Genomic DNA, 20,528 nt, shown 5'->3' on the forward strand with positions numbered 1-20,528 from the left:
TCCACCCTTGATCCGGGTCGCGCCTCCTGCGGCCGCATGGATCGAAAATGTCTGCTCCCTTCGCCCCGCCCCAAGAGCATCGGCTCCTCGGGATCGGCTTGGCGCTTGCCGCCTATTTCATGTTCACCGGCATCGACTCCTCCGCCAAATGGCTCGGGCTTGTCGGCATTTCGGCCGTGCAGATCGTCTTCCTGCGCTACGCCATTCATCTGGCTTTGGTGGCGACGGTCCATCTGCCGCGCCATGGCCGGGTCATGGTGAGGACAGGGAGCCTTAAACTCCAGTTCTTCCGTGCGCTTGCTTTGCTTGGGTCCACCGTCTGCAATTTCGTCGCGGTGCAATATCTGCCTTTGACCGTCACGGGCGCCATTGCCTTCACAGTCCCCCTGTTGATCTGCGCACTTTCCGTCCCCTTCCTCGGCGAAACCGTCGGTTGGCGGCGGTGGACCGCTATCGGCGTCGGCTTTATCGGTGTGTTGGTGATCGTTCGCCCAGGCACCAACGCCTTTCACCCAGCCTCACTCCTCAGCCTTCTCGGTGCATTCAGCACTGCGGCTTATATGCTGCTGACACGCCGCGTCTCCGCCTTCGACAGCCCCGCGACCAGCCAGTTTTATGTTGGTATCTTCGCAACCGTCGTACTGCTGCCGATCGTGATATTTTTTTGGTCCTGGCCGACGACGCCAGATGGTTGGATCGCCTTCTTCGCCGTGGGCATCTTCGGCTTTCTCGGTCATCAGTTGATCACCATGGCCTCGGGTCTGGCACCGGCGACTGTGCTGGCGCCATTTTCTTACTTTCAGATCATTTTCATGGCGCTTTCGAGCTGGCTGATTTTCGCCCAGCCGCCCGATTTCTGGCTCTATGTCGGCGCGCCGATCGTCATTTTGAGCGGGCTATACATCTGGTTGCGCGAGCGGAGCTTGGCCAAGCCCGCGCCCTCAGTTGTTGTGCCCCACTAGCCGACCTTGCCCTCTTCGACTTCCCGCAAGGGCTCTGCAGAAGTCGCCCGCCCGTGGGTGATCAACCGCGCGCTGCGCTGGCCCGTCAGATAAATCCAGAGCCAGCTCATCGCGACGAAGATGCGGTTTTTGACGTCGACCAGAAAGTAGATATGCGCGATGCCCCAAACCCACCAGGCGAGCCCGCCGGTGAGTTTGGTCCAGCCAAAGTCGAGGACCGCTGCCCGCTTCCCGATCGTCGCGAGATCGCCGGCATGGCTATAAGAAAATGGATGCGCGCTCATATCGCCCTTGAGCCGCAGTAGTGTGGTCTTCGCCGCATGTGCCCCTGCTTGCTTGGCCGCAGGCGCCACGCCCGGCACAGGCTTGCCATTCTCCTGCATGATGCTCGCCGTGTCCCCGACGACGAAAATCTCCTTATGTCCCGGCAGCGACAGGTCCTTCTCGACCTTGACCCGTCCCGACCGATCCGGCTCCACGCCCAGCCACTCTGCCGCTGGCGACGCCGCAACCCCAGCGCCCCAAATGATGGTCTTGGTTTCGAGCCGTTTGTCGCCGTAGCTGACGCCATCGGCGTCGATATTTTTGACCTTTTGCCCTAGCTCTACTTCGACCCCCAGACGCTCCAGCGCCTTGAGCGCATAGTCCGAGAGCTCGGGCTCGAAATTGAGCAGTACGCGATCGGCACCTTCGATCAGCACGACGCGTACATCCCCAGGCGCTATGGTCTTGAACTGCCCCGCCAGCGCCGACCGCCCTAATTCGCTAATCGCCCCGGCCATTTCGACCCCGGTCGGCCCGGCTCCGATGATGGCAAATGTCAGCAGAGCCCGCCGCCGCTCTGGCTCGGCCTCGCGCTCAGCCGCCTCGAAAGCCAGCAGCAGCTTGCGGCGGATGCCGGTCGCGTCTTCGAGCGTTTTCAGCCCGGGCGCAAACTGCTCCCATTCGTCATTGCCAAAGTAAGCGTGTTGCGCCCCGGTCGCGACGATCAGGCTGTCATAGCGCTCCGGCTCGCCATCCTCGATCATCACCTGTTTGCAGGCAACGTCGATCCCGGTCACCGTCGCCATGATCACGCGGACATTGTTTTGGCGACGCAGCACATGCCGGATCGGCCAGGCAATCTCCGATGGGCTAAGCGACGCCGTTGCGACCTGATAGAGCAGCGGCTGGAACAGGTGGTGATTGCGCCGGTCGATCAGCAATACGTCGACATCGGCGTGCTTGAGCGCCTCCGCTGCGGCGATACCGCCAAAGCCTCCACCGATGATGATGATCCGGTGCTTTGGCGTCGTCATGGCGGCCTCCATATCTGCCTCAAACATTGGGTTTGGGCAGCGCGCCGTCAATGCCGCTTAAGTCTACCCGGTGACACGATCCCGCCAACGCTGCGCATAGGCCGGAAAACCTGGATGCATCAGCGGCGCGATCGGAGAATCGTGCTGCTCATGCGCGGGTTGTCCACCGAACAACAGGCTGGCCCCCAGGCTCGTTCCCGTCCCATCGCCCGAAGCATGCACCGGCCGCTCGGCCAAAGCCGCCAGCGCTGCCGCAAATACGCCATTGCGCGCCAATGGACCTTCTATGGTGATGGTCTCTCCCAACCCGCAGAGTTCGAGGCATTCGCGGGCGACGAGCGCGAGATAAAGCGAGGCTGCAGCGGTCCGTTCTCCATCGCTCAAACCATCCGGCGCCGCGGTCCACCGCCCCTTCTTGCCTGCAAAGGGCCCAACCCCCGGCGCAAAGGTCGGCAAAGCCTGAACATCGCGCTCCATGACCGATGTCAGATCAGCCTCTGTCGGTTCGACAATCTTGTCCACCAGCGCGTCGAATTCGCGCCCACCCATGAACCGCGCCGTCGGCACGGGCCGTCCAAAGGCATCGACATTGGCAAGGCTATCGCGCATCTGGTCGAGCTGCGCCGTGTCCCCACCCACTGTCATCGCAATGGCCCAAGTCCCAGTCGAAAGGATCGTGAATGGCGCAGCGCGCCGTCCCAGATGCGGCACCAGCGACGCATTGGAGTCGTGGATCCCACAGGTCACCGGCGTGTCTGCCGCAAGACCTGTCAGCGTCGCGATATCGGGCCGAATGGCGCCCAATATTGAAGCCGCCGGACGGATCATCGGAAACAGCCCTCGCCACCCCTGCTCATCCACTAGCGCCGAAAAGTCTCCGCTGTCCGGCGCCCAAAGGTCGGTATGGCAGCCGAGCGAGGTGACTTCGCTGGCGAGGACGCCCGTCAGCCGCCAGGCCCAATATTGCGGATAGGTCAGAATGCTCGTCACCCGAGCGAAATCCTCGGGGAAGGCGCGCGATTGCCAAAAGATCTGAGCCCCGAGATTGAGCCCGTTCGGCAGTTTTGGTGACAGTGTCTCGTCAAATTTCGGCCGTGCCCGGTCATAGGCTTCGTCCGAAGCCGCAGGACCATCATATTCATAGTCGAGCACCGGCAGCGCCAGTCGATCGCCCGCGATCAGCGCGGCGGTGGCACCATGCGTCGTAATGGAAATTCCATCGACGCCATGCTGGCGATGCAGCCGACCGAGACTATCGAGCACAAAATCCCACAGCCCATCTACGTCGGCATGCGGGTATGGCGCATCGCGAAGGACGGTATTGGGTCGGCTGAGCCCGCCAAGTTGGGTCTCGCTTGCCGCATCGATCAAAACCACTTTTGCATTGGTCTTGCCGATATCGATCACGGCGATATGGCGGGGCAGGGACTGTGTCATGGCGCAGCGCTCTCCGTCGGGGCTTAAGCCCCATAGCGGAATTCAAACCGCCGCGCCATGGCTAACATGTTAGCGCTATTTGATGATCAGCACCGGTATATCGGCATGGGCCAAAACCTCTGCCGCCTGGCTGCCAAGCAGCAGCCGGCCAAGCCCGCGGCGTCCATGCGATCCCATCACGATCAGGTCCGCATTCAGCTCTCGCGCGGCCGCTATAATGCCCTCGGCTGCCGGTAGGTTCGGGACATGCTTGACGGACATTTCGAGCCCGGACGCTTCACCCAGCTTCAATGCTGCGGCCAAGGTCGCCTTTGCGGATTCCGCTTTGGCCTTATCGAGTTCGCCGATCATATTGGTCGTGTCGACCATCATCATTTCCGGCCCCGGCGCCACGATCATCGATGTTTCGGTTACGGTCACCGCCGTCAGTCGCGCGCTAAGCTTTCCGGCAATATGGATCGCCTGGGTCAGCGCCTTAGTGCTGAGATCGGACCCGTCGATGGCGCAGATGATGTTGGAATACATTCATTCCCCCTTTTGGCTTGGACTGGTGTGACATTGGACTAACGCATGCGTGTCCGCTTTGATCCAGATCAGTCCATTGCCCGCCGCCATGGAAAGGTCTATTCCAGCCACCTCCTGATTAGAAAAACGTGTTTGCGCGCTGATGACCGACCAGAAGCGCGGCCATGCCGTTTCCCTCGAGACCGCACGCCGCTTCTCCGTTGCCCCGATGATCGACTGGACGGATCGGCATTGCCGTTACCTCCATCGCATCCTCACGCGTCGCGGTCTCTTGTTCACCGAAATGATCACAACAGGCGCGATCCTCAACGGCGATACCCAACGCCTGCTGCGCTTTGATCCCGTCGAGCAGCCTGTCGCTCTGCAACTTGGCGGGTCCGATCCCGCCGATCTCGCCGCCTCTACCCGCATCGGCGACGAGTTCGGCTATGATGAAATCAACCTCAATGTCGGTTGCCCATCGGACCGCGTGCAGTCGGGCAAGTTCGGCGCTTGCCTCATGGCCGAACCCGACCTCGTTGCCGACTGCGTCCGCGCCATGCGCAGCGCAACCGACAAGCCCGTCACCGTCAAATGCCGCATCGGCATCGACGATCAGGACACCGAAGAGAGCCTGGATCGCTTCGCCGACAAGATGGCGGAAGCCGGCGTTGCCGCGCTTTATGTCCATGCGCGAAAAGCCTGGCTTCAGGGATTGAGTCCAAAGGAAAACCGCACGATCCCGCCGCTCGATTACCCGCGTGTTCACCGGCTCAGCGCGCGCCTTGCACCCTTGCCGATTGTGATCAATGGCGGCATCGAAACCTTTGATGACATCGCTGTCCATCTCCAGCACATGCACGGTGTCATGATAGGCCGTGCCGCCTATCAAAATCCAATGCTGCTGGCCAAAGTCGATGAGCGCCTCTTTGGCGACGCACCACGCGACATTACCCTTGCCGATGTTATGCATGAGATGGCCGATTACGCCGAAACCCAGCTTCGCGACGGCGCCCGCCTAAACAATATCTCGCGCCATATGCTGGGCCTCGCCAATGGCCGTCCCGGTGCGCGCCAATTCCGCCAAATTCTCAGCGTCGATGCCTGCCGACCCAATGCCGGCACGGAAGTGTTCCTCCAGGCGCTGGCGGCTGTCGAAGACCGCGCCGAGGTCGCTGCCGAGTAATCAGTCGCGCAGCAAGAGCGAGTTCTGGCTCACGCTATATTGGCCCAGCGTTTCGAGGAACGTCTGGCCTAGAAGGCTCGTATCGAGCGCGCCATCCTCGGCCACAAAGGCCGCGATATTGCGCCGGCTGATCCCGCCAACCTCGATGTTCTTGAGCCCCGCCCGCGCCGCCATGCCCGTTCCATTGGCCGTCGAAACCGGCACCGTATAGCGCAATCCCTCAAGATCGATCCCCGCCGCCTCGGCATCGGCGCGCGTCAGCACCACGGCGCTTGCCCCGGTGTCAAAGATCATCGGCGTCGTATGGCCATTGATCGTTGCCGCGATTTCGAAATGCCCGCCAAAGCCGCGCCGGAATTCTGCCGTGCGATTTTCGCTATCGACGACAGCAACGCCCGGCTGCAATTCGCCCGTCACTCGACCGACGACACCCAGCAGTTCATCGCGATAAGCGTAACCAACGCCGACCGCCGCAAAAATCGCAACCCAAAGCCCGACCGCGCCCAGCAATTCTGCCGCGCGGCGCCGCCTTGAGAAAAGCCCGCCAGCAAATACAATCAGGATCACCACCATTGGCACGAGTTGGGCGGTCTGTGTCTGCGTCAGGCCGATCATGCTCCCGGCATCGGCAGATATCATCAGGGCAATACCCACGGCGACGAGAAGCGCAATCCCTATAAAGATCATCGTCGTCGTCGCTCCGTTGGCCTATGCCTATGGATTAAGGGGAGCAGCGCGGCCATTTCAAGGCTTGGCAGCAGCGAAGTTCCCCCGCCTTAACGCCGCAGGCACGCCTCGGCTCCAGTCTCAATTGCATTCGGCGCGGTTCTGAGCAACAAGTCCGCACCAATCGCCCTTCACCGGACTGCCCCATGCCTGCGCTCAATCCCGCCTTTGCCGATATTCTCGAACTGCTGATGGCTGTGCCGGATGGGGACGAAGCGGCCGTGGCGGCCGTGCGCGAACGCGATGCGGATTTGACCAAACCGGCAGGCTCGCTCGGTCGTCTCGAACAGCTCGTCGAGTTCCTCGCGCGCTGGCAGCACCGGAAAGTGCCGCGTCTCGATAATCCCATGGTCACGGTCTTTGCCGCCAATCACGGTGTCGCGGCGCAGGACGTGTCGGATTTCGCCCAGGAAATGACCGCCGAAATGGTCGCCAATTTCACCAATGGCGGCGCGGCCATTTCGCAGATTTGCGCTCTCCACGAAATCAACCTGCGCGTATTCGAACTCGCGCTCGAGCTCCCCACCGCAGACATCACCCAAGCCGCCGCGCTCGACGATCAGATGTGCGCCGCCACCATTGCCTATGGCATGGAAGCGGTCGCTGGTAAGCCCGATCTTATCGGCCTCGGCGATATGGGCATCGGCAACACCACCGTCGCCGCCGCCATTTTTGCCGCGCTCTATGGTGGCACCGGCGCTAATTGGGTCGGGCAGGGCTCCGGCAGCCATGACGCACACCGCGCCAATAAGATCGACGCCGTCGACCTGGCCCTCGCCTTCCACGCCGGCCAGCTCGATCATCCGCTCGCCATTCTGGCCCGCGTCGGCGGCCGCGAGATCGCTGCCATCCTCGGCGCCCTGATCGCTGCACGCCACCAGAAAGTCCCTGTCGTTATCGATGGCTATGTAGCAACCGCCGCTGCCGCCATTGCCCATGCGGTCAACCCCGAAGCTATCGACCACTGCCTATTCGCACACGTCGCCGACGAAGGCGCCCACGCACAGGTGCTCGAACGCCTCGGCAAGAAGCCGCTGCTCAATCTCGGAATTTATCTCGGCGAAGGCACGGGCGCAGCGCTCGGCGTCGTCCTGATCAAGACGGCGCTCCACCTCCACACCAATATGGCGACCTTCGAAAGCGCGTCGGTCAGTCGGCCGCTGGCGTGACAGGTCGTACCCTTGGCATGAACCCCTCTGAGCCGGGCTCAAGGGTCAAGAGATCGACGCCCATTTCCTGACGGAAGCGGGTGGCCGAGGCGAGGGCTAGCCTGCCGAGGGTTGCCACATCCTTGCTGGCCATCGCCTGGTTCAGCGCTGCATGCTCGACGAGGAATTTGAGGATATATCCCTCAGCCATTTCCTGCCGCTGCAGATTGTCGAGCGTGCGAAAACTTGCATCATTCGCCATGGCCGCGGCGATTTGCGCCCGTACTGGTCTGTTGTCGATCTTGCTGTTGTAGCGGGCATTGGCAGTCACCCAATTGAGTACCCAATAGGCGGTCAACGCATCGGCCACATTGCCGGTCTTTAGCCCGTCCTTGGCCACCAGATCCTGCCAGATTTCCAGCGCGGGTCGCTCGGCAAACGCTGCCGCAAGACTATTGCGCACCTCGACGCCGACCGACCAGCGAACCGAGTCGAGGAATTGGCGCTGGATACGCGCCGATATGATCGTTGAAGGCGGATAGCTGGTGTCGAAAACCTGGACCGGTTTCTCCTGCGCAAAGGCGAGGGTCGGGAGCAGGATCAACAACGACAAGAACCGAGCAAGCGACTTCAAATTCGATACCCCTATCTGGACCGCAATGGAGGGCCCGATAGGGGCAAATTTGAGACGCCAAATGCTCGGTTTCAACCAACCTGCGAGTAAATCTCGAGCTTGTTGCGACGCTCGGTCACCGGGGCCAGCGCATCCATCACGCGAGCACGCGGGAAGGTCGCAATGACTTCAGTGCCGAAGCGGAGCTTTGAGAACAGATCGAACCTGCCCTGATGGAGGTCCATGATCCGCTGCACGATCGGCAGACCGAGACCCGCACCCTGTTCCGCCGTCTTTTGGGCGAGTGACCCTTGGCCGAACGAGGACAGCACCGTCTCGATTTCGTTCTCCGGAATGCCCGGACCGTTATCCTTGACCGAAAGCAACTGCCCGCCATCGGCGCTGCGCGTTACGAGTAGCATCACCTTGCCATGCTGGGGCGTGAACTTGATGGCATTGCTCAGGAGGTTCAGCACCACCTGGCGAATGGCGCGTTCGTCACCCCAGATTTTCGGCAGGTTATCGCCATAGCTAAAGGTCAACTCGATACCCTTGGACTTGGCGCGCAATTGCATCATGCGCTGGCAATCGTCGGCGATATCGATGATCGAAACCGCTTCCTCATGCAGCTCATATTTACCGGCCTCGATACGGCTGAGGTCGAGCAATTCGTTGATGAGGTTGAGGAGATGCTGCCCGCTCGAATGGATGTCGCCGGCATATTCTTTGTATTGCGGCACCTGGTGCGTGCCCAACAGTTCGGATTTCAGCACTTCTGAAAAGCCGATGATGGCGTTGAGCGGCGTGCGCAGCTCGTGGCTCATCGTGGCGAGAAACTGGCTTTTGGCGATATTGGCCTGCTCGGCATGTCGCCGCGCCTCTTCCGACATCTGCCGCGCTTCTTCCAGTTCCGCGATCAGCGAGTCCTTTTCGGACTGGTGCGACAGCGTCTCAAGCTCCGAGCCATAGAGCTGACGAGCAAGGAACAGGAAAAAGATTTCGCCGCAGACGGCAACGCCAGCCAGCGTATAATTCATCGTGCCACCGAGCCAGACAAGGCTGATCGCCACGCTGATCGTCACCGGTAAAGTGCTCATCAGCGTCGCCGGGGGCAGCGTGTGCGTCGCGATCGCATTGGCCGCGATGCTCACCAGCACCATGGCAAACATCACCGGCGCCACATCCGTCGGAGCCACAAAGGCGGAAACGGCGAGGAGCGAAAGCGTCAAGCCATAGAAGGTTTCGGCGGCAACAAAACTCGTCGTCCAGTTCGCCGCATTGAATTTGCTGGGGTCCTGGTCGATGAACCGGCTCGCAACCAGCACCACCACCAGCAAACTGACGATCACCAGCCCCGCCCAAAGTGCGGAGAAAATGACTGGTACCCAAAAACTCGAGACGATGGCGAGGATGCAGACGACCGCTGCCATGGGCAGTGCTGCCTCACGACGCGAAGCGGCATAATCATGCATCAGTTCGAAGTCGAATTCCGCACGGGTGCCGGAGCTGGATGTCAGCTTCTGGCGTGCCTCAAGCACGGTCTTTTGGGCAGCGCGTTTCCCGTCACGGCCCATCAAGGCGCGCACGTCCGCGTTATTGGCCGGCTGAGACGGCATGAACGGTACTCATTACTAAACCACGCAGTAACAACGGGTCACTGCTACGCTCGCTGCCAACGTAGTCAGGGCGTGGTTAACATGACGTGAAACTGGAACGCCGCATCTGCGTTACCTGCTGCGGACGATCGTACGTCCACCAGAAGTCATATGATAAGTCGACGAAGCAATTTTATTGCGCAATGTAAGTCCTTATGGCAGTTTCCGCTGCGCGAATGCCCAATAAAATCGCTGCAAGAAAAATCTGATTTCGCCGAGAGGGCCGGATGGCACTGGATAAGATCGACCGCAAGATACTGACGCTGCTCCAAAAAGACGCCACAATGCCCGTCGCCGAGATCGGTCGCAAAGTTGGCTTGTCGACCACCCCTTGCTGGCGCCGTATTCAGAAGATGGAAGAAGACGGCGTCATTCAGCGTCGCGTTGCGGTGCTCGACCCCAATAAGGTCAATGTCGGCGTCACCGTTTTTGTCTCGGTCAAGACCAACGAGCACAATGAAGCCTGGATGCGCAAATTCTCCGGCGTGATCGATGAATTCCCCGAGGTGGTCGAATTTTATCGCATGAGCGGCGATGTCGATTATCTCATGCGCGTCGTCGTGCCCGACATTCAGGCCTATGATACGTTTTACAAGCGCCTCATCAGCAAGATCAATCTGACCGATGTCAGCTCCGCTTTTGCCATGGGCCAGATCAAGTACACGACAGCCCTGCCGCTCGACTTCGCCATAGTCGTGGACGACGACAAGTAAGCCATGCTCATTGCCTTTGAACATGTTGGTATGACCGTGTCGAACATGGATCGGGCGGTCGCATTCTATTGCGACCTGCTCGGGCTCACGCTCGCACAACGCAATAAGGTTGATCGTGGTGAGATCGGCTTTTTCGATACCGGCGCCGGCATGCTCGAAGTCTTTGCGCCCGATGCGGCCACCGTCGACCGCTTCCGCGACGTGCCTCTCCACGAAGCCGGCATCCGCCACTTGACCTTCGCCTATTCAGATTTGGCCAAGGTGCTCGGGCGCCTTGAAGCTGCCGGTGTCGAGGTGATCGAAGGACCACGTGGCGCTCGCAATACGCCACTGATCAAACAGCTCGCTTTCGTGCGCGATCCCGACGGCATCATGGTGGAACTGATCGAGCGCGGTGAAGGGCGCTAGGCTATCCGCCGGTGACGCTCATATGCCGCGCAACCGCCGGCGCCGGTGCGTTGCGATCAATGACGAAGTCATGCCCCTTGGGCTTGATCAGCATCGCATGGTCGAGTGCCGCATCGAGCCCCGCCCGACCCCCATCGCGCAATGCGTCGCGCAGGTTCACCTGATCATCCTGCCCAAGGCAGAGGAAGAGCTGGCCGGTCGCCGTCAGCCGCACCCGATTGCAGCTTTCGCAGAAATTGTGGCTCATTGGCGTGATGAAGCCGAGCACGCCGCCCGTTTCCGCCACATGGTCATAGCGCGCCGGTCCGCCGGTCTTTTTGGCTAATCGTGTCAGGGTGTACCGGTTCGCGAGACGCTCATGCAACTCTCGCAGCGGCAGATAGGTGTCAACACGGTCTAGCCCGACTTCACCGAGCGGCATGCCCTCGATTAGCGTTAGGCCCATGCCGCGCCCATGCGCCCAGGCCATCATCGGCTCGATCTCGTCATCATTGACGCCGCGCATCGCCACCATATTGATCTTGAGGCTCAGCCCCCCAGCCTGTGCTGCATCAATTCCGGCCATCACGTCAGCCAGCCGCCCGCGCCGTGTAATGGTCGCAAAACGCTCCGCATTGAGCGTATCGAGCGATACATTGATCCGCCGGACACCCGCTGCAAACAAGCCTTCAGCATGCTTTGCCAATTGGCTGCCATTGGTCGTGATCGTCAGCTCTTCGAGCCCCGATCCGATCCGCTCACCCAGCGTCCCCACCAAATCCATGATGTCGCGCCGCACCAACGGTTCGCCGCCCGTCAGCCTGATCTTGGTCGTTCCCCGCGCTATAAAGGCCGAAGCGATCGTCTCGACCTCTTCAAAGCTCAGCACATCCTTCTTGGGCAGAAAAACCATGTCCTCCGCCATGCAATAGACACAGCGAAAATCGCAGCGATCCGTCACCGAAATGCGCAGATAGCTGATGGTTCGGCCAAAAGTGTCGACCAGCGGACGTTTGGGAGCGAAAGGCGCGTTCATGGCTTCAATGTAAGCGGTGCCGCATGAGATGGAAACCATGGTCGAGCAATGTTGTTGCCCCGGACAAAACAAAAGGGCCGCCGAAGCGACCCTTTCAATTCCTTAGTCCATCAACCTTAGTGGTTGACGACGATCGTCGCGCCAACCTTGACGCGCTCATAGAGGTCCGCGACGTCATCATTGGTCAGGCGGATACAGCCCGACGAGACGGCCTGGCCGATCGACCAGGGCTCGGACGTGCCGTGCACACGGTAAAGCGTCGAGCCGATGTAAAGTGCGCGGGCGCCGAGCGGATTTTCCGGGCCGCCAGGCATATAGGCCGGAAGGTCAGGGACGCGCTTGCGCATGGCGGCAGGCGGAGTCCAGCCGGGCCATTCGGCCTTGCGGGTGATCCGGTGCGTGCCGGACCAGGTGAAGCCATCGCGGCCGACGCCGATGCCATAGCGCAGCGCCTTACCGTCTTCGAGCACGAGATACAGGCGGCGTTCGCCGGTCTCGACAACGATCGTGCCGACTTTATAGTTCGTCACATAGTCGACGAGCTCTTTCTTGATCGGGCTGCCGCCACGACGCGGGGTGGTGACGACCTTTTCTTCCCACGTATTCGTATCGGTGTTGTAGACGGTTACAGCCCGGCTCTGCGCAGTCATCGAAAGCGCCACCAGGACCGACAGACACACGGCCATTGCCGCTCTCGAAAACTTCATGCTCGTCCAGGCCTCTGAAAGTTCGGCGGCGGTTGATTCGCGTGCCGTAAGTAATGCCGCTATTTACATTTCTCAATTCTAGGCGAGAAGTCTTAACAGTCACCTTTTGGCCACATAAATGGCGGGTACGCCACACTCTGTTGCGCGGAGGTGACAGTGCGTGTTCACCAATGATCCAGACCGGCGCTGCGCAAGGGTTGACAGCGGGGCAGGGGAGCTTGCATCACCCTTGGCCAAAGTGAGGAAAAATGTCCGAAGACCTCAAACGCGAAGCCGCACGCCGTGCGCTTGAAGATGTTCGCCCCGGCATGCGCCTTGGCCTCGGCACTGGCTCGACCGCCCGCCACTTCGTTGACCTGCTCGGCGAGCGCGTCGCGCAGGGACTCGATGTCATCTGCGTGCCGACATCCGAAGTCACTGCCGAGCAGGCACGCGGCCTCGGCATTCCGCTGTCCGATCTCGATCGTCTTGGCCGCATCGACCTCACCGTCGATGGTGCCGATGAACTCGATGCCAATCTCAATCTGATCAAGGGCGGTGGCGGCGCGCTGTTGCGCGAAAAGATCGTTGCCGCCGCGTCGAGCACCATGATCGTCATTGCCGATAGCTCCAAGGTCGTCGACACGCTGGGGCGCTTTCCTTTGCCCATCGAGGTCAATCGTTTCGGCCTTGGCGCTACCCGCGCCCTTGTTGCCGAAACGCTCAAGGCGCACGGTGCCGAGGGTGCTCTCAAGCTGCGCGGCGAAGACAAGGGCGAAGTCTTCGTGACCGATGGTGGACACCTGATCCTCGATGCTTTTTTTGGCCGCATTTCGCAGCCAGAAGCGCTGTCACGCGATCTGCTCGATATTCCGGGAGTAGTCCAGCATGGGCTCTTCCTCAATATGTGCAGCAAAGCTTATGTGGCGGCGCCTGATGGCGTAAAAACACTTCTCAAGGGCAACTGACCTCAAGCCCGCAACTGAAGACATGGGGAACCGGATGAACATGGATTTTATGCGCGGCGCCAAGGCGATCTTCGCCGCAGTCGTCACTGCCGGCATGATCGGTCTGGCCGCTCCTGCTTTCGCGCAGGAAGTTGCGCCTGAGCAGTTGGCGCTCGCCCGCAAATATATCGATCTGACCGATCGTGGTGCTGTTTACGAAGTGACTGTCGTCGAAACCGGCGTGCGCACCATGCAGCAGATCGTGCAGCAGAATCCGGAAATCATCGATCAGACGAACGCCGCGATCACCAAGGTCATCGAGGAATATCGCGGCCGCAAGGGCGAACTGCTCGATCAGTTTGCGCGTGTCTATGCGCTGCGCTTCACCATGGAAGAGCTTCAGCAGATCGTGACCTTCTATGAATCGCCGACCGGCGCGAAGCTGGCTCAGGCCAATTCCGAACTGAACACGGATTTGCAGCGCGTCATGCAGGTTTTCTCGGGTAACCTGCAGCGCGAATTCTTCGCCAAGGTTCGTGCCGAACTCCGCGCTCAGAATATCGAGCTCTGATCGATCTGACGTTTGAATACCGGCCCCGCCCTTGTGCGGGGTCTTTTTTTGTCAGCAAGATAGATTATCTATATCGTTAGATTACGATGAAGCATGGGGGCGAGCATGGCTTATGATTATGATCTCTTGGTAATCGGGGCTGGCTCTGGCGGCGTCCGCGCCGCCCGTATGGCTGCCACCTATGGCGCCAAGGTCGCGATCATCGAGGAATTCCGCGTCGGCGGCACCTGTGTCATCCGCGGCTGCGTGCCGAAAAAGCTCTATGTTTATGCATCCCGCTTTTCCGATCAGTTCGATCTCGCGCCCAGCTTCGGCTGGCAGGTCGAGGCGAGCTTCGATTGGCCGACCCTGGTCGCCGCCAAGGAAAAAGAAATCACCCGGCTCGAATCCGCCTATACGGCCAATCTCGAAAAGCCGGGCGTCGAAATCATCAGGGATCGCGCCGTCGTCACCGGGCCCAATAGCCTGCGCCTCACGGGTTCAGGTCGTGAACTCACGGCTGAGCGCTTGTTGATAGCAACCGGGTCTCACCCCTTCATTCCCGAAGTGCCCGGCGCCGAATTCGGCATCACCTCTAATGAGGCCTTCGATCTTCCGACGCTTCCCAAGACCATCCTCATCGAGGGCGGCGGCTACATCGCTGTGGAATTTGCGACCATCTTTGCCGGTCTCGGCGTCGATACGACCCTGATCTATCGCGGCGATTGCATCCTGCGCGGCTTTGACGAAGACATGCGCCGTGGTCTTGAAGCCGCGCTCACCACCCGTGGCGTGCGCACTATCTATCAAGCCACTATCGCTTCGCTCGCCAAGGCTGGCGACAAGGTCCAGGCGACCCTGAGCGACGGCATCACTGCGCCATTCGATGTCGTCATGTTCGCCACCGGGCGCCGCGCCAACACCACTGGCCTTGGCCTTGAAACCGCAGGCGTCAAACTCAACGACAATGGCAGCATCGCCGTCGACGCCTATTCGCAGTCTTCGACCCCCTCGATCTATGCTGTCGGCGACGTCACGGGCCGCGCGCAATTGACTCCCGTTGCGATCCGCGAAGGCTGGTACTTTGCCGAGACCGTCTACAACAACAATCCGCAGAAGGTCGATTATTCGCTGATCCCGACGGCCGTCTTCAGCGAGCCTGAGATTGGCGTTGTGGGCCTCACCGAGGAAGAAGCCGCCACCCATGGCGATGTCGACGTCTACCTCGCGCGCTTCCGTCCCATGCAGAATACGCTCTCGACCCGCACCGAGCGCATGGTGATGAAGCTCATCACCGAAAAGGACGAAGGCAAGGTCCTCGGCGTCCACATCTTTGGTCCCGGCGCAGGTGAAATGATCCAGCTTGTCGGCGTCGCCATGAGCATGGGTGCGACCAAAAAAGACCTCGATCGCACCATCGCGCTCCACCCTACGGCGGCCGAAGAACTCGTGACCTTCAAATCGCCGAGCTACACTTATCGCGACTGCAAGAAGGTGGGGTAGACGGCAAAGCCTGGTTTGGACTTGGCAGCCCGTGTAGGTATTGCTAGACCGCCCCAACCCGCAAGATGCCCCGCGTGAGCGAGATGACCATGACCACTTGGACCCCCAGCAGCTGGCGCGAAAAGCCTGTTCTTCAGGTTCCCGCCTATCCCGATGCCGCTGCCTTGGCTGAGGCCGAGCGTCAACTCGCTTCGTTCCCGCCGCTGGTTTTTGCCGGCGAGGCGCGTGAACTCAAGTCTCGCCTCGCGGCCGTTGCCCGCGGCGAAGCCTTCCTGCTCCAAGGGGGCGATTGCGCCGAAAGCTTCGCCGAGCATGGCGCGGACCATATCCGCGACTTCTTCCGCGTCTTTCTGCAGATGGCGGTGGTCCTGACCCATGGCGGCTCGAAGCCCGTGGTGAAGGTCGGCCGCGTCGCCGGCCAATTCGCCAAGCCCCGGTCCGCCGATACCGAAACCATCGAAGGCGTCGAGCTACCGAGCTATCGCGGCGACATCATCAACGCCATCGAGTTCACCGAAGCCGCGCGCGTACCCGATCCCGATCGCATGCTGCAGGCCTATCGCCAGTCGGCCGCGACGCTGAACCTGCTTCGCGCCTTCTCCATGGGTGGTTATGCCGAACTGACTCGCATCCACGAATGGACCATGGGCTTCATGAAGGGGTCCAACTGGAACGTCCGCTTCGAGGAAGTCGCTCGCAAGATCGATGACGCCATCACCTTCATGTCGGCGCTCGGTCTCAATCCGGACAATACGCCCGCTCTCAAGCAGACAAGCTTTTACACCAGCCACGAAGCCCTGCTGCTCGGTTATGAAGAGTCGCTGACACGTCGCGATTCCATCTCCAACAATTTTTATGCGACGTCTGGCCATATGCTTTGGATCGGGGACCGTACCCGCCAGCCTGATGGCGCGCATGTCGAATACTTCGCCGGCATCCACAATCCCATCGGCATCAAGTGCGGCCCAAGCCTTGCCAATGACGATCTCCTACGCCTCCTTGATCGGCTAAACCCGACCGACGAAGCCGGCCGCATCACGCTGATCTCGCGCTTCGGCGCCGATAAGGTGCACGAACACCTGCCGCGTCTCGTCGAAACCGTCCAAAAGGCAGGCCGCACCGTCGTCTGGTGCTGTGACCCTATGCACGGCAATACGATCAAGGCCTCGACCGGCTACAAGACCCGCCCCTTCGATCGCGTCCTCACCGAAGTGCGCAACTTCTTCGAAGTGCACCGCGAAATGGGCACCTATGCTGGCGGCGTCCACATCGAAATGACCGGCGACGATGTCACTGAATGCGTCGGTGGTCTGTCGGCCGTGACTGAAACGACGCTGGCTGATCGCTACAACACCTATTGCGACCCTCGCCTCAATGCCAGCCAGGCGCTGGAGCTGGCTTTCCTCGTCGCCGAGGAAGTGCACGCCCAGAAGCCGCCCGCCCAGCGGCGGCTTGCGGGCGAATAGACCAGCGCCAAGAGTGAACTTGAGAGGCGGCCGCGCGTTCATCATCGGCGCGCGGTCTTTTCTTTGCCCGCTTCCAGGCCAAGGACAGTGCCGCGCAAGAGTGAGTAGGTAATGCCGAGATCTCTGTTTCCCCTGGCCGCACCCGAGGTCCGCGCTGAACTTGAGCGCGATCCAACTGTCAAATTGCTCAATGATTATGATTGGTCGAGCAATCCCCTCGGTCCGATCCCCGATTGGCCGGCAAGCCTCAAAGGCGCTGTGCGCTTGATGATGGTCGCCTCGACCCCCATGGTCATGATGGTCGGCCCGCAAGCCATCCTTATCTATAACGATGCCTATGGCGTCTTCGCCGGCCAGCGCCACCCCGAGATCTTTGGCATGCCAGCCCTCGAAGCCTGGCCCGAGATCGCCGATTTCAATCGCCAAAACGTCGAGCGCGGCCTGACCGGCGAGTCATGGACGCTGAACGACCAGGAACTACTGCTTAATCGTCACGGAGCGCCCGAAACCAGCTGGATGGACCTTCATTACAGCCCCATCATGGGGGACGATGGCTATTCCATGGGTACGCTTTGTATTGTCCATGAAACCACGGCCCGTATCCTGGCCGAAAAGGCCCTCGCGCGTAGCGAAGAGCGCCTGACCCTTGCCCTCTCGAGCTCAGCCCTCGTCGGCACCTGGGATTGGGACACAATCAACAATATCGTCACGGCCGACGATCAGTTCGCCAATCTCTACAATGTCGATTCCCAGATCGCCGGCCTCGGCGCGCCCATCGAGCAATATCTGCTGGCGGTCGAACATGAGGACCTGCCGCGCGTAAACGACGACCTCCAGCGCTCTTTCTCCACTGGCGCCGACTTTCGCAGCGAATACCGCGTTGTTGCCCCAGATGGCACGCGCCGGTGGGTTGTGGCTTCTGGCCGTCCCCGCTTCAATGCCGAAGGTCAAGTCTATCGTTTCCCAGGTGTTGCGATCGACATCACCGAGCAGCGCCGTGCCGCCGAGGCGCTCGCCAAAAGCGAGCTTGAATTCCGCACCCTCGCCGACACCATGCCGCAGATGATCTGGGCCACCCAGCCGGATGGCTACCACGACTACTATAACGCCCGCTGGTACGAGTTCACCGGCATGCAACCGGGCACCACCGACGGCGAAGGCTGGAACGACATGTTCCACCCTGACGATCAGGAAGAAGCCTGGAAGCGCTGGCGTCACTCGCTCGAAACCGGTGAGCCCTACCAGATCGAATATCGCCTCCGCCATCACAGCGGCGAATATCGCTGGACCCTTGGTCGCGCCCTGCCGATCGTCGACAACAACGGACGCATTCTGCGCTGGATCGGCACCTGCACCGATATCCACGAGTCGCGAAAGGCCGCCGAGGAGCGCGAGCTTGTCGCTCAGGAACTCAGCCACCGCATCAAGAACATCTTTGCGGTGCTCACCGGCATCGTGTCTCTGTCGGCCCGTGGCCGCCCGGATATCAAGCCCTTCGCCGATCAGTTGCGTCAGCGTATCTTTGCGCTTGGCGAGGCCCACGACTTCGTGCGCCCCCAGACCTACCTGTCGGAAAGCTCGAAGGGGCAGGGGACCTTGTCCGCGCTGGTCGCTCGCCTCCTCCGTCCATACGAGGGCGAAGATGGATCGAGCCGGATCCGCTATGCGGGTGACGACACCATCATTGACGATGCCGCAGCTACGCCCCTAGCGCTTCTCTTTCACGAGCTTGCCACCAATGCCGCCAAATATGGCGCGCTGCAGGGGCCCGATGGTTGGGTCGATCTCACAGGTCGGCGCGAAGGCGACGACTTCCACCTCACCTGGAAAGAGCGCGGTGGCCCTAGCACTTCGGCCCCAGCTCAGCTATCCGGCTTCGGATCGCGCTTGATCGAACTGTCCGTCACCGGCCAGATGCGCGGTCAGATCGAGCGTCTGTGGGAAGATGATGGTCTCAAGGTCGAGCTGACATTACCGCTCGCTTCGCTCATGCGCTCAAGCCGCCTGCAGGTAGAAAAAACAGAGGACGCCTGAGGCGTCCCAAAATCGTCGTTAGATGTTTGTTTGTCTGGCTCAAGTGGCCTGTTGCGTTCCGCCACCGGGCCAATCGAAAAGACGTAAGCGTCTTGGCGGTCTCGCGTCAGCTTCAGCGCGTTTTGCCATGGCATAATCCACGACTTCGCGCAGGTCACGTTCGGCGATAGGCTTGGAAACTACCCCGATCGTGCCCGGAACGCCGGCGCCAAGTTGCGCTGGGTTGGCCGTCAGGAATATGACGCTTGCACCATGAGTCTGGGCCAGGATTTTGCCGATTTCGATGCCGGTGGGTCCATCGCGCAGGTTGAGATCGACAAGCGCGATTTCAGCTTCGCTGGCGTGACGCAACGCGCTCTTCTTGTCAGCAGCGATGCCGATAGGCTCATGGCCCATTTCCGCGACGATCTGCTCGATCTCGGAAGCGACGAATATCTCGTCTTCAACAATGAGAACGCGACACGGCATCAAACGACAGTCTTCTGACTAATACCCATTTGACACAAACTCCTGAAGCGCAATGTGGTTGCATGCCGAAACGACGAAATCTCGACGTCGACTGTCAGGATGATCCTCGGAAGTTACCAAAGCGAAAAATTCCGGCGGACTGATTTAGCGGAACATTAACCCTAATGATCGATAAACGTTCCACGATCCAATGTTTGCGTACCAGGGGAGTTGGTGATGAAGCTCTATGCAGTCGGCGTTCTTGCAGGCCTTGCCACTGTCTCTTCTGCAACGGTATTCGCTGCTGACTATGGCGCACTCCCTCCATTGCGTCCGGCTTATCCGCAAGAGTGGGAAACCCCAGCCAGCGATCCACTGAGGATCGAACTGGGCGTGCGCTACTGGTATTCGATTGGCAAGCAGGACCACCAGATCGGCAACTATAGCCAGTCGGTCGACAGCAAGAGCCATGTTGGTGAAGTCTTCGCACGCGTCGAGGATCATTCGACCCGCTCCTACCTCGAAGCCTTCGGCGGCTACGGCGTCGCTCATGAGGGCACATACACCACCAATGGCGGTACCCCGCAGACACTACCCGCTTACCGCCTTGGCTATGCAGGCGCTGATTTTGCCTATCTCCCCTTCGGGGGGGATAGCGTCGGCCTGGGCTTCATCACAGGCTACCAGTACACCAACGATAGCCCCGATACGGGCCGAGCGAACTTCTACACGGGCGGCACGACGCAGGTAGGAGGGCTTTACCAGCTTTCTGGCGGCGACAGCGAAATCAACAACTTCGAGATCCATCAGCTTAAACTCGGCTTGGCCACCAAGTTCGATACCGGTAGCTTTGACATCCTCGGCGAAGCGGCCGCCATTCCATATTCTTGGATTACCGGCACGTACGGTGCCTATCAGGGCGCACCGCTAGGTCCATACTTTGGTCAGGGGTCGGCTGCCGCCGTAAACGGTCATGCCTACGGCGCGACGGGCAAACTCATGGTTGGCTTCAAACCAACAGAAAATCTGGCAATCCGGCTTGGTGGACGTGCTACCTATTTGACCGGTCAGTATGACGTTACATACAATACGTACCAGGTGACCCAGCCGGCTACAGCGGGGGACCCACCAACGGTTTCGCAGCAGAACTACATCTCGAACAACAATCCCTTCTCGATGCTCCGCTATGGCGCGCTGCTCGAAGTCGCTGGCAGCTTCTAGTCCAGCGCT

General features: G+C 60.3%; 20 protein-coding genes. 11 read left to right on the plus strand and 9 right to left on the minus strand.

Annotated elements, in window-relative coordinates:
• The first annotated feature begins 47 nt into the window (after positions 1–47).
• Positions 48–962 carry a DMT family transporter gene (locus ASG47_RS07040; protein ID WP_061908004.1) on the plus strand — a complete coding sequence of 305 codons (915 nt, stop codon included), beginning with the start codon at positions 48–50 and terminating at the stop codon, positions 960–962.
• Here ASG47_RS07040 and ASG47_RS07045 read toward each other — a convergent pair.
• The 3 genes from ASG47_RS07045 to ASG47_RS07055 form a co-directional block, all read right to left on the minus strand.
• On the minus strand, positions 959–2,260 hold the full coding sequence (locus ASG47_RS07045; protein WP_061908103.1) for an NAD(P)/FAD-dependent oxidoreductase: 1,302 nt from the start codon (positions 2,258–2,260) through the stop codon (positions 959–961). The genes ASG47_RS07040 and ASG47_RS07045 overlap by 4 nt on opposite strands.
• Before the next feature lie 63 nt (positions 2,261–2,323).
• On the minus strand, positions 2,324–3,697 hold the full coding sequence (locus ASG47_RS07050) for an FGGY-family carbohydrate kinase (protein ID WP_061908005.1): 1,374 nt from the start codon (positions 3,695–3,697) through the stop codon (positions 2,324–2,326).
• Between the two features lie 75 nt (positions 3,698–3,772).
• Entirely contained in the window at positions 3,773–4,222 is a 450-nt protein-coding gene (locus ASG47_RS07055; protein WP_061908006.1) for a universal stress protein, read from the minus strand.
• A gap of 142 nt (positions 4,223–4,364) precedes the next feature.
• On the opposite strand from ASG47_RS07055, the gene dusA reads away from it, so the two are divergent.
• Positions 4,365–5,387 carry a tRNA dihydrouridine(20/20a) synthase DusA gene (gene dusA, locus ASG47_RS07060; protein ID WP_061908007.1) on the plus strand — a complete coding sequence of 341 codons (1,023 nt, stop codon included), beginning with the start codon at positions 4,365–4,367 and terminating at the stop codon, positions 5,385–5,387.
• Here dusA and ASG47_RS07065 read toward each other — a convergent pair whose 3' ends face one another.
• Positions 5,388–6,074, minus strand: a complete 687-nt coding sequence (locus tag ASG47_RS07065) for a TIGR02281 family clan AA aspartic protease (protein WP_061908008.1) — start codon at positions 6,072–6,074, stop codon at positions 5,388–5,390. It lies immediately after the preceding gene.
• 185 nt (positions 6,075–6,259) lie between these two features.
• On the opposite strand from ASG47_RS07065, the gene cobT reads away from it, so the two are divergent.
• On the plus strand, positions 6,260–7,282 hold the full coding sequence (gene cobT / locus ASG47_RS07070; RefSeq protein ID WP_061908009.1) for a nicotinate-nucleotide--dimethylbenzimidazole phosphoribosyltransferase: 1,023 nt from the start codon (positions 6,260–6,262) through the stop codon (positions 7,280–7,282).
• On the opposite strand, the gene ASG47_RS07075 is transcribed toward cobT, so the two are convergent.
• Positions 7,263–7,895 carry a DUF6683 family protein gene (locus ASG47_RS07075; RefSeq protein WP_156464019.1) on the minus strand — a complete coding sequence of 211 codons (633 nt, stop codon included), beginning with the start codon at positions 7,893–7,895 and terminating at the stop codon, positions 7,263–7,265. The two genes, cobT and ASG47_RS07075, sit on opposite strands and share 20 nt — an antisense overlap.
• A gap of 71 nt (positions 7,896–7,966) precedes the next feature.
• On the minus strand, positions 7,967–9,490 hold the full coding sequence (locus ASG47_RS07080; protein ID WP_061908011.1) for a sensor histidine kinase: 1,524 nt from the start codon (positions 9,488–9,490) through the stop codon (positions 7,967–7,969).
• Between the two features lie 272 nt (positions 9,491–9,762).
• Between ASG47_RS07080 and ASG47_RS07085 the strand changes: the two genes are divergently transcribed.
• Both ASG47_RS07085 and ASG47_RS07090 read left to right on the plus strand, forming a co-directional pair.
• Entirely contained in the window at positions 9,763–10,242 is a 480-nt protein-coding gene (locus tag ASG47_RS07085; RefSeq protein WP_061908104.1) for an Lrp/AsnC family transcriptional regulator, read from the plus strand.
• A 3-nt stretch (positions 10,243–10,245) separates the two neighbouring features.
• The gene (locus ASG47_RS07090) at positions 10,246–10,650 is read left to right on the plus strand and encodes a VOC family protein (protein WP_061908012.1); all 405 of its coding nucleotides are present in this window, start codon (positions 10,246–10,248) and stop codon (positions 10,648–10,650) included.
• A 1-nt stretch (position 10,651) separates the two neighbouring features.
• Here ASG47_RS07090 and moaA read toward each other — a convergent pair whose 3' ends face one another.
• Positions 10,652–11,665, minus strand: a complete 1,014-nt coding sequence (moaA, locus tag ASG47_RS07095) for a GTP 3',8-cyclase MoaA (RefSeq protein WP_061908105.1) — start codon at positions 11,663–11,665, stop codon at positions 10,652–10,654.
• Between the two features lie 116 nt (positions 11,666–11,781).
• Positions 11,782–12,372 (minus strand): L,D-transpeptidase, encoded by a 591-nt coding sequence (locus tag ASG47_RS07100; RefSeq protein ID WP_244484042.1) that lies wholly within the window; start codon positions 12,370–12,372, stop codon positions 11,782–11,784.
• A gap of 248 nt (positions 12,373–12,620) precedes the next feature.
• Between ASG47_RS07100 and rpiA the strand changes: the two genes are divergently transcribed.
• From rpiA to ASG47_RS07125, 5 genes are all read left to right on the plus strand, one after another.
• Positions 12,621–13,319, plus strand: a complete 699-nt coding sequence (gene rpiA, locus ASG47_RS07105) for a ribose-5-phosphate isomerase RpiA (RefSeq protein WP_061908013.1) — start codon at positions 12,621–12,623, stop codon at positions 13,317–13,319.
• Between the two features lie 34 nt (positions 13,320–13,353).
• Complete coding sequence (locus tag ASG47_RS07110; protein WP_061908014.1) at positions 13,354–13,869, plus strand: DUF2059 domain-containing protein; 516 nt, start codon at positions 13,354–13,356, stop codon at positions 13,867–13,869.
• 105 nt (positions 13,870–13,974) lie between these two features.
• Entirely contained in the window at positions 13,975–15,351 is a 1,377-nt protein-coding gene (gene gor, locus ASG47_RS07115) for a glutathione-disulfide reductase (RefSeq protein ID WP_061908107.1), read from the plus strand.
• Between the two features lie 89 nt (positions 15,352–15,440).
• Positions 15,441–16,817 (plus strand): class II 3-deoxy-7-phosphoheptulonate synthase, encoded by a 1,377-nt coding sequence (locus tag ASG47_RS07120; RefSeq protein WP_061908108.1) that lies wholly within the window; start codon positions 15,441–15,443, stop codon positions 16,815–16,817.
• Positions 16,818–16,928: 111 nt separating this feature from the next.
• Positions 16,929–18,851, plus strand: coding sequence for a PAS domain-containing protein (locus ASG47_RS07125; protein WP_061908015.1), 1,923 nt, complete (start codon positions 16,929–16,931; stop codon positions 18,849–18,851).
• Between the two features lie 39 nt (positions 18,852–18,890).
• On the opposite strand, the gene ASG47_RS07130 is transcribed toward ASG47_RS07125, so the two are convergent.
• Positions 18,891–19,319 carry a response regulator gene (locus ASG47_RS07130; RefSeq protein ID WP_061908016.1) on the minus strand — a complete coding sequence of 143 codons (429 nt, stop codon included), beginning with the start codon at positions 19,317–19,319 and terminating at the stop codon, positions 18,891–18,893.
• Positions 19,320–19,535: 216 nt separating this feature from the next.
• Between ASG47_RS07130 and ASG47_RS07135 the strand changes: the two genes are divergently transcribed.
• Complete coding sequence (locus ASG47_RS07135; RefSeq protein ID WP_061908017.1) at positions 19,536–20,519, plus strand: hypothetical protein; 984 nt, start codon at positions 19,536–19,538, stop codon at positions 20,517–20,519.
• Positions 20,520–20,528 lie beyond the last annotated feature (9 nt).

The sequence above is a fragment of the Devosia sp. Leaf420 genome (genome assembly GCF_001425445.1).
Taxonomy (GTDB): domain Bacteria; phylum Pseudomonadota; class Alphaproteobacteria; order Rhizobiales; family Devosiaceae; genus Devosia.

What these genes read in the sequence shown, in the direction of transcription:
- ASG47_RS07120 (WP_061908108.1), top strand. Translation starts at nt 15,441, where the DNA reads ATGACCACTTGGACCCCCAGCAGCTGGCGCGAAAAGCCTGTTCTTCAG.
- ASG47_RS07055 (WP_061908006.1), bottom strand. Translation starts at nt 4,222, where the DNA reads ATGTATTCCAACATCATCTGCGCCATCGACGGGTCCGATCTCAGCACT.
- cobT (WP_061908009.1), top strand. Translation starts at nt 6,260, where the DNA reads ATGCCTGCGCTCAATCCCGCCTTTGCCGATATTCTCGAACTGCTGATG.
- ASG47_RS07110 (WP_061908014.1), top strand. Translation starts at nt 13,354, where the DNA reads ATGAACATGGATTTTATGCGCGGCGCCAAGGCGATCTTCGCCGCAGTC.
- ASG47_RS07125 (WP_061908015.1), top strand. Translation starts at nt 16,929, where the DNA reads ATGCCGAGATCTCTGTTTCCCCTGGCCGCACCCGAGGTCCGCGCTGAA.
- ASG47_RS07045 (WP_061908103.1), bottom strand. Translation starts at nt 2,260, where the DNA reads ATGACGACGCCAAAGCACCGGATCATCATCATCGGTGGAGGCTTTGGC.
- rpiA (WP_061908013.1), top strand. Translation starts at nt 12,621, where the DNA reads ATGTCCGAAGACCTCAAACGCGAAGCCGCACGCCGTGCGCTTGAAGAT.
- ASG47_RS07100 (WP_244484042.1), bottom strand. Translation starts at nt 12,372, where the DNA reads ATGAAGTTTTCGAGAGCGGCAATGGCCGTGTGTCTGTCGGTCCTGGTG.
- ASG47_RS07040 (WP_061908004.1), top strand. Translation starts at nt 48, where the DNA reads ATGTCTGCTCCCTTCGCCCCGCCCCAAGAGCATCGGCTCCTCGGGATC.
- ASG47_RS07065 (WP_061908008.1), bottom strand. Translation starts at nt 6,074, where the DNA reads ATGATCTTTATAGGGATTGCGCTTCTCGTCGCCGTGGGTATTGCCCTG.
- ASG47_RS07130 (WP_061908016.1), bottom strand. Translation starts at nt 19,319, where the DNA reads ATGCCGTGTCGCGTTCTCATTGTTGAAGACGAGATATTCGTCGCTTCC.
- dusA (WP_061908007.1), top strand. Translation starts at nt 4,365, where the DNA reads ATGACCGACCAGAAGCGCGGCCATGCCGTTTCCCTCGAGACCGCACGC.
- ASG47_RS07050 (WP_061908005.1), bottom strand. Translation starts at nt 3,697, where the DNA reads ATGACACAGTCCCTGCCCCGCCATATCGCCGTGATCGATATCGGCAAG.
- ASG47_RS07090 (WP_061908012.1), top strand. Translation starts at nt 10,246, where the DNA reads ATGCTCATTGCCTTTGAACATGTTGGTATGACCGTGTCGAACATGGAT.
- ASG47_RS07135 (WP_061908017.1), top strand. Translation starts at nt 19,536, where the DNA reads ATGAAGCTCTATGCAGTCGGCGTTCTTGCAGGCCTTGCCACTGTCTCT.
- moaA (WP_061908105.1), bottom strand. Translation starts at nt 11,665, where the DNA reads ATGAACGCGCCTTTCGCTCCCAAACGTCCGCTGGTCGACACTTTTGGC.
- gor (WP_061908107.1), top strand. Translation starts at nt 13,975, where the DNA reads ATGGCTTATGATTATGATCTCTTGGTAATCGGGGCTGGCTCTGGCGGC.
- ASG47_RS07080 (WP_061908011.1), bottom strand. Translation starts at nt 9,490, where the DNA reads ATGCCGTCTCAGCCGGCCAATAACGCGGACGTGCGCGCCTTGATGGGC.